Annotated in this window: 12 protein-coding genes; 6 read left to right on the top strand and 6 right to left on the bottom strand. The window is 46.2% G+C overall.

All coding sequences use genetic code 11. The annotated features are described in order from the left end of the window. From ORJ01_RS12795 to ORJ01_RS12815, 5 genes are all read left to right on the top strand, one after another. A complete protein-coding gene (locus tag ORJ01_RS12795) occupies positions 1 to 534 on the top strand; it encodes a hypothetical protein (protein ID WP_306178341.1) in 534 nt (177 codons plus the stop codon). Beyond that, positions 528 to 881, top strand: coding sequence for a hypothetical protein (locus ORJ01_RS12800; protein WP_306178342.1), 354 nt, complete (start codon positions 528 to 530; stop codon positions 879 to 881). Before ORJ01_RS12795 ends, ORJ01_RS12800 begins: the two co-directional genes overlap by 7 nt. 15 nt (positions 882 to 896) lie before the next feature. Then, positions 897 to 2,054: an elongation factor P maturation arginine rhamnosyltransferase EarP gene (earP, locus tag ORJ01_RS12805; RefSeq protein WP_306178343.1), complete on the top strand. Its 1,158-nt coding sequence runs from the start codon at positions 897 to 899 to the stop codon at positions 2,052 to 2,054. Between the two features lie 35 nt (positions 2,055 to 2,089). Next, complete coding sequence (efp, locus tag ORJ01_RS12810) at positions 2,090 to 2,647, top strand: elongation factor P (protein ID WP_226750373.1); 558 nt, start codon at positions 2,090 to 2,092, stop codon at positions 2,645 to 2,647. A 76-nt stretch (positions 2,648 to 2,723) separates the two neighbouring features. Then, complete coding sequence (locus tag ORJ01_RS12815) at positions 2,724 to 3,182, top strand: DUF1456 family protein (protein ID WP_306178344.1); 459 nt, start codon at positions 2,724 to 2,726, stop codon at positions 3,180 to 3,182. Here the strand turns inward: ORJ01_RS12815 and ORJ01_RS12820 are convergent. From ORJ01_RS12820 to ORJ01_RS12840, 5 genes are all read right to left on the bottom strand, one after another. Then, the gene (locus ORJ01_RS12820) at positions 3,179 to 3,838 is read right to left on the bottom strand and encodes an exonuclease domain-containing protein (RefSeq protein ID WP_226749995.1); all 660 of its coding nucleotides are present in this window, start codon (positions 3,836 to 3,838) and stop codon (positions 3,179 to 3,181) included. The two genes, ORJ01_RS12815 and ORJ01_RS12820, sit on opposite strands and share 4 nt — an antisense overlap. After that, positions 3,839 to 5,659 carry a putative nucleotidyltransferase substrate binding domain-containing protein gene (locus ORJ01_RS12825; protein WP_306178346.1) on the bottom strand — a complete coding sequence of 607 codons (1,821 nt, stop codon included), beginning with the start codon at positions 5,657 to 5,659 and terminating at the stop codon, positions 3,839 to 3,841. A gap of 34 nt (positions 5,660 to 5,693) precedes the next feature. Then, on the bottom strand, positions 5,694 to 6,212 hold the full coding sequence (locus tag ORJ01_RS12830) for a hypothetical protein (protein ID WP_306178348.1): 519 nt from the start codon (positions 6,210 to 6,212) through the stop codon (positions 5,694 to 5,696). A gap of 93 nt (positions 6,213 to 6,305) precedes the next feature. Then, positions 6,306 to 8,087, bottom strand: a complete 1,782-nt coding sequence (locus ORJ01_RS12835) for a sodium:solute symporter family protein (protein WP_306178349.1) — start codon at positions 8,085 to 8,087, stop codon at positions 6,306 to 6,308. Positions 8,088 to 8,092: 5 nt separating this feature from the next. Beyond that, a complete protein-coding gene (locus tag ORJ01_RS12840) occupies positions 8,093 to 8,356 on the bottom strand; it encodes a DUF4212 domain-containing protein (protein WP_306178350.1) in 264 nt (87 codons plus the stop codon). Between the two features lie 157 nt (positions 8,357 to 8,513). On the opposite strand from ORJ01_RS12840, the gene ORJ01_RS12845 reads away from it, so the two are divergent. Beyond that, a complete protein-coding gene (locus ORJ01_RS12845; RefSeq protein ID WP_306178352.1) occupies positions 8,514 to 12,062 on the top strand; it encodes a PAS-domain containing protein in 3,549 nt (1,182 codons plus the stop codon). A 33-nt stretch (positions 12,063 to 12,095) separates the two neighbouring features. Here ORJ01_RS12845 and ORJ01_RS12850 read toward each other — a convergent pair whose 3' ends face one another. Further along, positions 12,096 to 12,770, bottom strand: a complete 675-nt coding sequence (locus ORJ01_RS12850) for a response regulator transcription factor (protein WP_226749989.1) — start codon at positions 12,768 to 12,770, stop codon at positions 12,096 to 12,098. Positions 12,771 to 12,859 lie beyond the last annotated feature (89 nt).

A 12,859-nucleotide genomic window follows, 5' to 3' on the forward strand; every position in this document is an offset into this window, starting at 1 on the left:
ATGAATGGTGCTGCAGAAAAAATTGCGCTAGAGCATGAAGCCGCTCGCATTTTTATGCGGCTGTATGAGCAACGTTTTGCCGTTAAAATGCGGCATATTTGGCATAACGAGCCGGCGCGGCCCGATGTGTCTTGTTATTATGACGATCAAAAACTCGATTTAGAAATTGCCCACTTATATGGCAGTGAAGCAGAAGCCATGCATATTTTAGGGCGAGCACTGAGCCAACAAACCCATCAAGAATTAATGGCGTTGCTGCGCGTACCGGCAGCACAGCGTTTGTTAGCAGCACTGAATCGGATTATTGCTAATAAAGCAGAAAAGCATTACGACAGCGAGCGAGTTTGGCTGGTGATCCGTAATGCGAATCCGCTGTGGCGTCGCGCAGATATGTTGGCGCATTGCCACAAGTTACAGCTACCGCAGCAGCATCCCTTTCAACAGATTTGGGTAGTCGGGGATTTATTAGGGCAATCGGGAATTTTGCCGTTGTACCCCCGCGCGCTACTAAGTGCTGAGGTGGTAAAGTGCTAAGCCTGTATCGGCGCTTAGCAAGCTGGTTGTCTCCTTGGCAAACCTGGTATCTAGTGTTGGCATGTGGTATCGCTTTGCTGATAACTGGCGGCTTAATTTTTGCTCCTAATGCTTTGAATCCGCATGCCTTGTTAGGGCTGTCGGTCGCGTTGTTGTCTTGTCTTTGTTGCTGGTTAATCAGTGCCTTATTCAGCAAAGCGCCGTTACAACCCGCCGGCTTTTTTCGGCGGTTATTTTATCGCAGCGGCCAATATTTACTGGCGTTCTTACTGAGCCTGATCTTATTTAGCTGGCTGTTATTATTGCTGCGTATGCTCAGTTTACTGCTGCGGCATTATGTTTTTTAATGGAGAAGTTGGGTCATGAGGTTAGCGCAGCAGCAAGGTTGGGATATTTTTTGTGCCGTGGTCGATAACTTTGGTGATATTGGCATTTGTTGGCGTTTAAGTCGGCAGTTGGTCGCCGAGCATGGGCTGGTTGTGCGCTTGTGGGTCGATGATTTAGTCAGTTTTCAGCGGCTTTGCCCTGCAATCGATCCTAATCTGACAGAGCAACAGCAGGCAGGTGTGCTGATTTGTCATTGGCAAGCGCAAACGCCTTGGCAGAGTATAACTCCTGGCACCGTAGTGGTTGAGGCATTAGCCTGTACCATTCCTTTTGCTTATCAGCAGCAAATGGCGCAGCAGGCAGTGAAACCGCTGTGGCTGAACTTAGAATACTTATCTGCTGAGAGCTGGATTGAAGCGTGCCATACTATGGCCTCACCACAGCCACAGTTACCCTTAATTAAGTATTTCTTTTTCCCCGGTTTTAGTGCAAAAACCGGCGGCTTACTGTGTGAGCAGGGTAGGATTGCACAATTAAGTGCCTTTCAACAAGATGCGTTGGCCCAGCAACACTTTTGGCAACAATTAGGCATCAGCTTAACAGATGAAAACACCTTAAAAGTGTCGTTGTTTGCTTACACCCAGCAAGCACTGGGCAGTTTATTGGCCTTATGGCAACAGTATGACCGCCCGGTGTTATGTGTTATTCCGTTAGGGGCTTTGGCCGACCAAGCCAAACAATTACTGCCAGGTTTAAGCCTTGAGGAGCCCTGGCAAGCGGGATCGTTGACAGTGCATTTATTGGCGTTTTTACCGCAGCCGCAATACGATTATTTACTCAGTGCCTGCGATATTAATTTTGTACGCGGTGAAGACTCTGTGATCCGAGCGCAGTGGGCGGGTAAGCCTTTTATTTGGCAAATCTATCGGCAAGCAGAGCAAGCGCATATTGATAAGTTATCCGCTTTTTTAGCGCGTTATACAGCGGCGTTTCCCGCTGAGCTGGCAAGTGTTGTACAAAAATTGCATTTACAGTGGAATACCGAGCAAGATGTGCAACACAGTTGGCAAGATTTCACCTTGGTTAGCTCACAAATTGCGCAGCTAAATCAATTATGGCGCAACAAATTAGAAAGCTTTGGAGATCTTGCTAGCAACCTCGTGCGTTTTGCTGAAAAAAAAATTATAATGTAGCGCAATTTTTCCTAACAAGAAGATATTCTCAAATGATGAAGACAGCACAAGAAGTCCGTGCCGGCCAAGTAATTATGGTTGGAAGTGAGGCAATGGTAGTGTTAAAGGCCGAGTTTAACAAATCAGGCCGTAACTCTGCAGTAGTAAAAATGAAAATGAAAAACCTGCTTAATGGTCAGGGCATGGAAACAGTTTACCGTGCTGATGACAAATTTGAGCAAGTCATGTTGGAAACGAAAGAAGTGACGTATTCTTACTTCGCCGATCCAATGTATGTATTTATGGACGCTGAATACAATCAGTTTGAAATCGAAGCTGAATCAATGGGCGAAGCACTGAAGTACTTAATCGACGGTATGGAATGTTCAGTGGTATTCTACAACGAGCGTCCTATCTCTGTTGATTTACCCACAGTGGTTGTGCGTACCGTAACTTACACTGAGCCAGCAGCGCGTGGTGATACTTCAGGTAAAGTGATGAAACCAGCGAAACTGGAAACCGGTTTTGAGCTGATGGTTCCGGCATTCGTAGAAGAAGGCGATCGTATCGAAATCGATACGCGCACCGACGAATACCGCAGCCGTGCTAAGTAAGAGCATCTGAGCAAAAAAAAGGCGCGTAAGCGCCTTTTTTGCTGAGGCTTGTTAACGTTTAACGATTGGACACCTAATGACTAATAACGATATTCTGCGTCGTCTGCGCTTTATTATGGATTACAACAACAGCACTATGGCGGCAACCTTTGCGCTAGGGGGCTTAGTGTGTAGTCGTGAACAGATTATTGGCTGGCTGGCAAAAGAAGAAGATTCCGTATTTTTAGCATTAGAAGATCAAGCGTTGGCGCAGTTTTTAAATGGCTTAATCAGCCGTCAACGTGGCCAAAAAGAGGGCGAGCAACCGATCGCGGAAGCGCGCTTAAATAACAATATTATTTTACGTAAATTGAAAATCGCTTTTACGTTGCGTGATGATGATCTGTTAGCCCTGTTGTCATTAGCTGATTTTCGCATGGGCAAAGCGGAACTCAGCGCATTTTTCCGCAAACCTGATCATCCCCATTATCGGCAATGCCAAGCGCAAGTGTTGCGTAATGTGCTAAAAGGCTTACAGCTTAAGCTGCGTCCTTAACGGCTATGCAGTTGTAAATCACCTAGCGTGATAGCCGAGTGGCTTTTCTTTAATTGGCTTAAAAACAGTAGGGCACAGCCGTAGGCATCTTCTAAGGCATGATGCTGTGCACTCACCGGTAGGTGATGTCGCGCCAAGCATTGCGGTAAGCGCAGGGCATCAGTCGCTAGCCGCGATCCCAGCTTTTGCAGGCGGTGATATTCGATATTCAGCGTGTCCAGAAACAGCATGCGGGGCGCCTTGCCAAAGTGCCGCTGAAAAGCGATCTGTAAAAAAGCCCGATCTAACCTGCAATGATGCGCCACAAAAATATAGCCGGGATACTGCTTAAGCAAAAACGTTAATACGTCGGCTAACTCTTGGGCATCTTTTAAGTCGCTGTCATGTAAGCCATGATAAATGGCACTTTGTCCGACACTGACCGGTGCTTCAATTAAGTAATGCCGTGCTTCACTCAGCCTAATATGTTGCTCAACAATAGGCAACCAGCCGATACTCACAATATGATCTTGTTTGGCATTTAAGCCGGTGAGTTCTAAATCTAATACTAAGTAACGACACTCGCGTGCTGGTGTGTCAGCACTGGGTAAGGCCACCTGATTAAACGTCAGTATTTCGGCATACAACTCGGGGTTTTTCTGTAACCATCCAAACATTTACATTTCTCGACAGTAACGATGTTTCATGGACGATTGTGCGCCGTTGATTACCGCAAAACTGTCTTTCAATTGATGCCGTTGTAGACCCGACAGCACGGCAGGATCCAATAAATTACTGGCTTCATGGCCTTGGCTAATATCGTGTAAATGCTTATCCCAACGCAATTGCGCTAAAATATCAAAAGCATCCGATAAATTTTGGGTATCTTTTGCTTCCATAATACCTTCTGCTGTCAAGCGCTCTAAACGCTGACGTGTATTCACCTCCTGGATCCCATTTGCTAGAGCATACACCCGCACGATATCGGTAATTAAGCTGATGCCACGTTTTTTCAGATCCAAGCCTTTTTTTTGTTTTCCGTCGTGCTCTAGGATAAAGTTTTTTAAAAAACTCAATGGAGCTGTGCGTTGTAATGCGTTTTTTGCCAGTTGTAATAAAAATAATGATTGATTAGTACGGGCTAAAATATCGTGTTGTAGCGCGTTAAATAGCCCCTTTGAGCCTTCAACCACGCGCATATCAAAGAAGATACTGGATTTTAGAATAGCGTCAGGGGTCGGCGAGGAGATCCAGCGCGCAAACTTTCCTGACCAACCTTTTAAACTCATTCTAAGCTCAGGGTTCGATGCCATAATATTGCCCGGGCACAAAGTAATACCGCAACGAGCCAAACCTTGACAGACAAAATCGGCTAATTTGGCAAAATACTCGCCAATCTCGCCGCTGGGCTCTTTTTCCAGTAATAAGGCGTTATCTTGATCAGCATTAATACTTTGATCCATACGAGCTTGTGAGCCAAAACACAACCAGCTAAATACGCAGGGCGCGGGGCCAAACTCATTCTGGGCTAATTTGATTAAACGCTGCGTCAGCGCATCGGTGATGGTGGTAATAATATGACCCGCTTCATAGGCAGGCACTTGCTGCTTACCTAAAATCAGCGCTAAGTTATTAATTTGCATGCTGCAATGCTCTAAGCCATCGATCGAGGTTTGACGATGGATCTCACCAATCAAATACACGGGGTGATCTTGCTGAGAGCGGATCACATCTGTGGTTGTGATCATGCCATAGCTAATACCTTGGTCCATCACCGGTAAATGGTGCACATTAAAGCGGCTCATCAGCTGGACTGCTTCAAACAAATAAGCATGCTTATCAATAGTTTGTGGTTTTGGCGTCATCACTTCTTTCACCGGTGTTGCTGCTGGTAAGTTGTCCGCCAGAACACGACTGCGTAAATCGCGGTCGGTTAAAATTCCAATTAAGCGTTCGTCTTGTTCAATTAATAAAGAGGAGACACGTTTTTCAGTCATTAATTGGGCAGCGGCTTGCACGGTTTGTTCACCATGTATGGCAACTTTGCGCGCTTGGGCAATGTCAGATACTTTTAAGGTAAAACGCGAGCCTTGTTGCTCTTTGTATTGATGTAGCCTTCGGCCAAATAAGCGCTGAAAAAAGATATCAATATTTTTATATTGATAGCGCATTTGATGAAAAGCCGTGGCCGGTAACCAAAATAATAAACCATCTTCTTCACAGATCAGTTGATCGTTATCAGCTAGGCCGGTTAACAGCAGTTGATAACCATAAAAATCACCTTCTTCCAGTTTGGTAAGCAATTGTTGTTGATCACTATAGAGTGCATAAATGCCGGTGCGAACGATCAGTAAATTTTCTGTGCTGCTATCCACCGTTTCGCCCGTTTGGCAATAATACACATTAAGTGCTGCCGCCAAATCCGCTAGTTGCCCCTCAGCTAACTGATCAAAGGGAGTGGTGTGTGCTAAAAATTTACTGACTTCGGCAACTTCCATGATGCGCTCCTGTTTTAGTTCGTTTAGGCCGGCTTTACTTTGCGCATAGCAAGGTAATGAGAGGATCGGTTGCTGACAAGGAACGCCATTGCGAAGATAAAGCTTCACCTGCAGTAGGGATCTGTAAGTTTTCGGTAAAGTCAGCCTGAGCCATTTGTTGGCAATGCACAACTTGCGGTACACGTTTGGCACTCATGCGCCGTTCAAAAAAATATAAGTCGACTAACACCAGCGCGGAATTGCGCTGATTGACTGCGGCATTAGCCACATCTGCGGCGATAAAACGTAAAGTTTGAGGAAAGAAATAACTCCAAGGACGCCATGGCGCGGTTTGTTCAATGGTTTTTACCACCGCAACGCCCTCGGGTAATAAGCTTGTTTGATGACTGTACCAGTTGTATTCACTGTGAATTTGAAAGCTAAGCATACCCACCGCAGCGAACACAGGGATGAGCCAACGGGGTAGGCGCTGACGACTGATAAAGCGTAAGCCTAGGGCAACGCCTGCTGCGCCTAAACCTGCAAAAATCGTTGCAATTAATTCCCACAACATAACGGACTTCCTAAAAAATTCGGGCTTTCCAGAGAAAGCCCGAGGGTGAGGCAGAACAAGCTGCTCTTACGCTAGCCATGTTCTGCCACGATATTAATGATCGATGGCTTGGCCTGCACCACGTGGCGAACGCACACTTTCTACCAGTTCTTGGATGCGCTGTGGAGGGGCTTCTGTCATCGATGATACAACAAAGGCAACGGTGAAGTTAATCATCGCACCTACTGCACCAAACGACAGCGGTGAAATACCGTAACCTGTACCACCAAATAACCAGTTATCAGGTGTGTTAGCGAAAGACGCAGTACCTGGGATGAAAAACCAGCCTAGGTATAAGAAGATATACACACAGGTAGAGATTAAACCTGCCAGCATACCTGCAATGGCGCCTTTATTATTCACTCGCTTAGAGAAGATACCCATCATCAATGCAGGGAAAATAGAAGCTGCAGCGATACCAAAGGCTAAAGCCACCGTTTGTGCGGCAAAGCCTGGCGGGTTCATCCCTAAGTAGGTGGCGATAACAATGGCGACCCCCATGGAGATCCGTGCGGCTAACAACTCTCCTTTTTCACTAATATTCGGATTGATAGAGCCTTTGATTAAGTCATGACTGATCGCGGACGAAATCGCTAACAATAAACCGGCTGCAGTTGATAATGCTGCTGCTAAACCACCGGCCGCAATTAAACCGATAACCCAGCCTGGTAAATTAGCAATTTCAGGGTTGGCCAGAACTAAAATGTCATTGTTTACTGTCAACTCGTTACCATTCCAACCACGTTCTGCCGCTTTTTCAGCAAAAGCAGGAGAATCGTTATAGAACTGGATACGACCATCACCGTTTTTATCGTCAAACTTGATTAAACCGGTTGTTTCCCATGTTTTCATCCAATCTGGACGTTGCGTGTAATCAACCGCTTCAGCTGTTGGTCCTGCAGGGTAAATTGTGGTTAATAAATTTAAACGTGCCATTGACGCAACAGCGGGTGCCGTTAAATACAATAACGCAATAAACACTAATGCCCAACCTGCTGACCAACGCGCATCGGCAACTTTAGGCACAGTGAAGAAACGGATAATTACATGAGGTAAACCTGCAGTACCGATCATCAGTGACAGCGTGAACAGCACCATGTTCAGTTTATTATTAACATCTGCGGTGTAATCTTGGAAACCTAACTCACGAACAATCATATCTAACTTAGCCAGTAACGGCATACCTGATTCGATATGGGTACCAAATAAGCCTAATGGCGGTAAGAAGTTGCCGGTAAGTTGTAATGAAATAAACACCGCCGGAATAGTGTAAGCAATAATCAGCACGACATACTGTGCAACTTGCGTGTAAGTAATACCTTTCATACCACCCATTACCGCGTATAAAAATACGATAACAGCCGCAATGATCAGACCCATGTCGCTGCTCACTTCAAGGAAACGAGAGAACGCCACACCGGCACCGGTCATTTGACCGATAACGTAGGTTACTGAGGCGATAATCAAACAAGCTACCGCAACTAAGCGAGCTCCTGTGCTGTAAAAGCGATCACCGATAAAGTCAGGTACGGTAAATTTACCAAATTTACGTAGGTAGGGGGCTAACAGCATGGCTAATAAAACGTAACCACCGGTCCAACCCATTAGGAAAGTGGAATTAGCATAACCACCAGCCGCAATTAAGCCAGCCATAGAAATGAACGATGCCGCTGACATCCAGTCGGCGGCGGTTGCCATACCGTTCATGACTGGGTTGACACCACCACCGGCCACGTAGAACTCTTTAGTTGAACCCGCTCGGGCCCAAATAGCGATTGCGATATAGAGGGCAAACGAGCCGCCAACAAATATCAAGTTTATTGCAAATTGACTCATCCTGCTTACTCCTCGTCCACACCGAATTCTTTATCCAGTTGGTTCATTCTCCAGGCATAGAAGAAGATCAACGCGATAAACGTAAGAATAGAACCCTGTTGTGCGAACCAGAAGCCCAGATCAGTACCGCCGACGCTAATACCCGCCAGATACGGCCGAAGTAAAATACCAAAGCCATAGGATACGGTTGCCCATATCACTAAGCTTATGATTATGAGGCGCAGGTTAGCGCTCCAATATGCAGCGGCATTCGTGTTATTATTTGCCATAAGTTGTGTCTCCTTTAGTTTTTATTTTCGAGCAATTCTAATGTAGCAGTAGTTAGCTGCTCTGCTAGCCCGACTTTAGTCGAAGACTTGTACTGAAGCATTGACAAGGTGCCGCACTAAAACCAAAGTTAGCTGACAACCCTAAATGGAGAATCCCGTGACTGCGTGGACTGTAGCCCTATTAGCCTTAATGTATGTCGGTGGTTTGTTTTTAATTGCCAATTGGGGTGAACGCCATGCCGACGATCGTCTAATACGAAAGTATGGCGGTTTAATTTACAGCTTGGCGTTAGCCGTCTATTGTACCTCTTGGACCTATTATGGTGCAGTGGGTACGGCAGTGACCCGCGGCTGGGATTACATTGCTATTTATTTAGGGCCTATTCTGCTGTTTATCTTCGCGCAACCGTTTTTATTTAAGCTGTTGTATGTGTCGAAAAAACAAAACGTGACCTCGATTGCTGACTTTATCTCTGCCCGCTATGGTAAGCGCAGCAATATAGCCACTTTAGCGGCCATTGTTTGCTTGATTGTGGTGATCCCTTATATTTCTTTGCAATTAAAGGCGGTGGCAGGCTCTTATCAGGTATTACTTGGCGGCAGCTTTGATGACAGTAAATTAGCATGGTATCAAGACAGTGCCTTATTAAGCGCCATCGCTATGGCGTTTTTCGCCATTTTATTTGGTACACGCAAACTTCACCTGACCGAGCAAAACCGTGGGGTGATGGTAGCCATCGCCTTCGAATCCGTGGTGAAGCTATTTGCACTTTTAATGTTGTCCATAGCTGTGTATGTATTCTTAATTGATACTGATCAGTCTGTGCTTCGTACTTTTGCCTTGCATTCGGTGTCGCAGCAAGAACAACTGACCACACCCGGTTGGGTTGAATTTATTACGAAAACACTGTTGGCGATGGTCGCGGTGTTTTTGCTACCCAGACAATTTCATGTCGCCTTTGTCGAAAATGTCTCGCATCATTATTTACGTCATGCCAGACGCTGGTTCTCCGGTTATTTAGTTTTAGTCACCTTAGTGGTGATCCCGATTGCCGTGGCCGGTATGCAACTGTTTCCCGATATGCTGGAGCGGGCCGATAGCTTTGTGTTGTTAATCCCCTCGCGGATGGAATGGAACGTTTTAAGCGTATTAGTGTTTATCGGTGGCTTCTCTGCCGCCACGTCGATGATTATTATTGCGACCTTAGCTTTAGCCACGATGATCAGTAATGATGTGGTGATGCCTGGCTTATTAAAGTCGAGTAAGCAAAAAGGTTTATCACACGATTACAGCCTATTAATTTTGGTGGTACGGCGTACCATGATCGTGGTGGTAATGGCGCTGTCTTATCTGTATTACAGTGTCTTTGCCCGCAACTACGAATTGGCCGAAACCGGTTTGTTAGCCTTTGCGCTGACCATTCAATTAGTCCCTGCGGTCGTTGGCGGGCTTTATTGGCGTCGTGGTAATGCTTATGGCGTGTATGCGGGTTTAAGCATTGGTATGGTGTTGTGGTTTTACACCTTAATGTTACCGCAACTGGTCAATGCCGGGGTATTAAGCAGCGCCATTATGCAGCAGGGGGTCTTTGGGCTGAATTGGCTACTGCCTACGGCCATGTTTGGTATTAAGCTGGATTCGTTAAGCCATGGTGTCTTGGTGTCGCTGGGCTTTAATGTGCTTGCTTATACGTTGGTGTCGTTAAGTACCAAGGTAAACTTGCTAGATCGCTTACAGGCGGTGGCCTTTGTTAAACCGAATTTACCGATTAAACATCAAGATACGCCAGCGCGGCGTATTCGCATTCATAACAGTGATTTAAAAATCTTACTGGAACGATTTGTTGGTAATCAACGTGCCGCAGAGTGTTTAGCCGAATTTGGTCGTAAACAGCAAATGACTCTGCAACTGGATGACTTGCCTAGCGTTGGGTTAGTCGAACACGTTGAACGTGAACTCGCTGGGGTCATCGGCGCGTCGTCTGCCTCTACTATGGTTAATGCGGTACTTGAAGGGCGGCAACTGGCGTTTGAAGATGTCGTCACCTTGTTTGATGACACTACGCAGGCCATTCAATTTTCGCGCAAAATATTATTCTCAACGCTAGAACACTTAAGCCAAGGGGTCAGTGTGGTTGATCGTGATCTGAATTTGGTCGCGTGGAATAAATCTTACTTAGAGATGTTTAATTATCCTGATGGTATGGTGCGTGTGGGGCGGCCGGTGGCAGATATTGTGCGGCTTAATGCGGAGCGCGGGCTCTGTGGCGTCGGTGATCCGGATGAGCACGTTGAAAAACGTATTATGCATATGCGAAATGGTACGCCTCATGTTTTTCAGCGGGTGCGACCTGATGGTAAAGTGATCGAAATGCGCGGTAACCCCATCCCTGGCGGCGGTTTTGTCACCAGCTTTACCGACATTTCGGACCATGTTAAAGCCGTGCAGGGCTTAGCCGAGGCGAAGCAGCACTTAGAAGATCGGGTGCATGAGCGTACGCAAACTATTTCTGACATGAACCAGGAGTTACTGGCTGAGGTAGGGCGTCGTCGTGAAACAGAACAGCAATTACTGCAAGCAAAAGCCGAAGCTGAAGCGGCGAATGCGTCGAAAACCCGGTTTCTTGCTTTAGCCAGCCACGATATTTTACAGCCGTTAAATGCCGCGCGCTTGTTTACTGCCGCTTTAGCAGGCATTCACGACAAGCAGCAACAAAGTGCGATTTTAACGCAGCTTGATAATTCGCTGAAAGCTTCAGAAGAGCTGATTTCAACCTTATTAGAAATCGCCAAACTTGATGATGGTAAGTTACAACCGAATGTACAACCGGTACCGTTAAAAGAATTATTAATGCAATTAGCCGACGAATATGGCTTGGTGGCCAGTCAAAAAGGCTTATCCTTAACAGTAAAAACCAGCTCGTTACAAGTGCAAACCGATGCCACTTATTTGCGGCGGATCTTACAAAACATGTTATCTAATGCCATTAAGTACACCAATAAAGGACGCATTTTACTAGGTTGTCGCAAACGTGGTGATCATTTGTTATTGCAAGTGTGGGATTCTGGCCCGGGTATTGGTGAGGCTGATCTGCAGCGTATTTTTGAAGACTTTTATCGCATTGATGCCACGGCTAAAGGCCAACAAGGGCTGGGTTTGGGCCTGGGGGTGGTCAATCGGATGGCGAAATTACTTGGCCATGAATTGTTAGTGAAGTCTTGGCCGGGTAAGGGCACGGTGTTTAGTATTCGCTTGCCGTTAGTGCTTGGTAAGCGCCGCCAAGAACTGCCTCTGCCAAGCCCTCTGCAGCAAAGGCCCTTACCAGGGTTGTCGGTGGTGTGTGTCGATGATGATGCGGCTAACTTAGCGGCGTTAAAAGTCTTATTACAGCAATGGCAGATCACTGATGTGCAGTGTTTTTATGATGAACAAGAGTTACTTAGTTATGCGCCAAACCATCCCGCACCGGATGTGATTATTATTGATTATCAACTTGGCCAACATTTGAATGGCTTAGATGTGTATCGGCAGATCCGTCAGTATTGGGGAGAGGTAAATGGCATTTTGGTGTCGGCTTCACCCCAAGCTGATTTAGCGGTCTTAGCTAAAGCGGAGTCGTTGATGTTTTTAGCTAAACCGATTAAGCCGGGGGCGTTACGGGCAACCCTGAATCATTTTAAAATGCTGAAAAGGGCCGCTAATTAGGCCCTCGCTGGCGATTTAATGGCAAACAAGCACTTATTGTTGTTGTGCCATAGCGCGATCAACCGGCGGCTCTAACGTCAGCCGTTGCGCTTGGATCACCACTTGGGTGCGGTTAGTGCAGCCCAGTTTACGAAAGATTGCCGTAATATGCGCTTTAACCGTGGCTTCTGAGATATGCAGATCATAAGCAATTTGTTTATTTAACCAACCCTCAGTTAAATAATACAAAACTTTGTATTGCTGCTGGGTTAATTGCGCCACCCGTGAGGCTAAATCCAAATCTTGCTCGGTATCACCTTGTTCTAAAATTTGTTTTTGCAAATTCTTCGGAACCCATAACTCACCATCTAGCACCGCATTTAAGGCGGTACTGATATCAACAGGATTAGCGGATTTTGGGACATAGGCAGAGGCGCCAAACGACATGACGCGACGGATCACATCCAAATCTTCACTCGCTGAAATCACCACGATTGGTAAACTGGGATAGTTTTTCCGCAGTTGAATTAACCCCAAGAAACCGCAGTTTCCCGGCATATGGAGATCGAGTAATAACAAATCAGCATCGGGATGTTGTTCTAGGGCGGCACAGGTGCTTTCAAAACTGTCTGTTTCAACGGTGGCTTTGGTCGCAAAAGTACTGCTGATAGCATTAATAAGTGCGTTTCTAAATAGCGGATGGTCGTCTGCTACGATTAACTTTGCCATCTTCCCTCCAGTGGTTTTAGCTTGTTTTTGTTATAAGAAAGGCCGCATGGTAGCGGCCTTTTCTGCTGCGACTGGAGACACACCAGCTC

Origin of the sequence: Alishewanella sp. SMS8 (genome assembly GCF_030737935.1) — a bacterium.
GTDB lineage: Bacteria > Pseudomonadota > Gammaproteobacteria > Enterobacterales > Alteromonadaceae > Alishewanella > Alishewanella maricola.

Excerpts from the sequence above, each read along its gene's own strand:
- ORJ01_RS12795 (WP_306178341.1), top strand. The coding sequence starts at position 1 with ATGAATGGTGCTGCAGAAAAAATTGCGCTAGAGCATGAAGCCGCTCGC.
- earP (WP_306178343.1), top strand. The coding sequence starts at position 897 with ATGAGGTTAGCGCAGCAGCAAGGTTGGGATATTTTTTGTGCCGTGGTC.
- efp (WP_226750373.1), top strand. The coding sequence starts at position 2,090 with ATGAAGACAGCACAAGAAGTCCGTGCCGGCCAAGTAATTATGGTTGGA.
- ORJ01_RS12815 (WP_306178344.1), top strand. The coding sequence starts at position 2,724 with ATGACTAATAACGATATTCTGCGTCGTCTGCGCTTTATTATGGATTAC.
- ORJ01_RS12820 (WP_226749995.1), bottom strand. The coding sequence starts at position 3,838 with ATGTTTGGATGGTTACAGAAAAACCCCGAGTTGTATGCCGAAATACTG.
- ORJ01_RS12825 (WP_306178346.1), bottom strand. The coding sequence starts at position 5,659 with ATGGAAGTTGCCGAAGTCAGTAAATTTTTAGCACACACCACTCCCTTT.
- ORJ01_RS12830 (WP_306178348.1), bottom strand. The coding sequence starts at position 6,212 with ATGTTGTGGGAATTAATTGCAACGATTTTTGCAGGTTTAGGCGCAGCA.
- ORJ01_RS12835 (WP_306178349.1), bottom strand. The coding sequence starts at position 8,087 with ATGAGTCAATTTGCAATAAACTTGATATTTGTTGGCGGCTCGTTTGCC.
- ORJ01_RS12840 (WP_306178350.1), bottom strand. The coding sequence starts at position 8,356 with ATGGCAAATAATAACACGAATGCCGCTGCATATTGGAGCGCTAACCTG.
- ORJ01_RS12850 (WP_226749989.1), bottom strand. The coding sequence starts at position 12,770 with ATGGCAAAGTTAATCGTAGCAGACGACCATCCGCTATTTAGAAACGCA.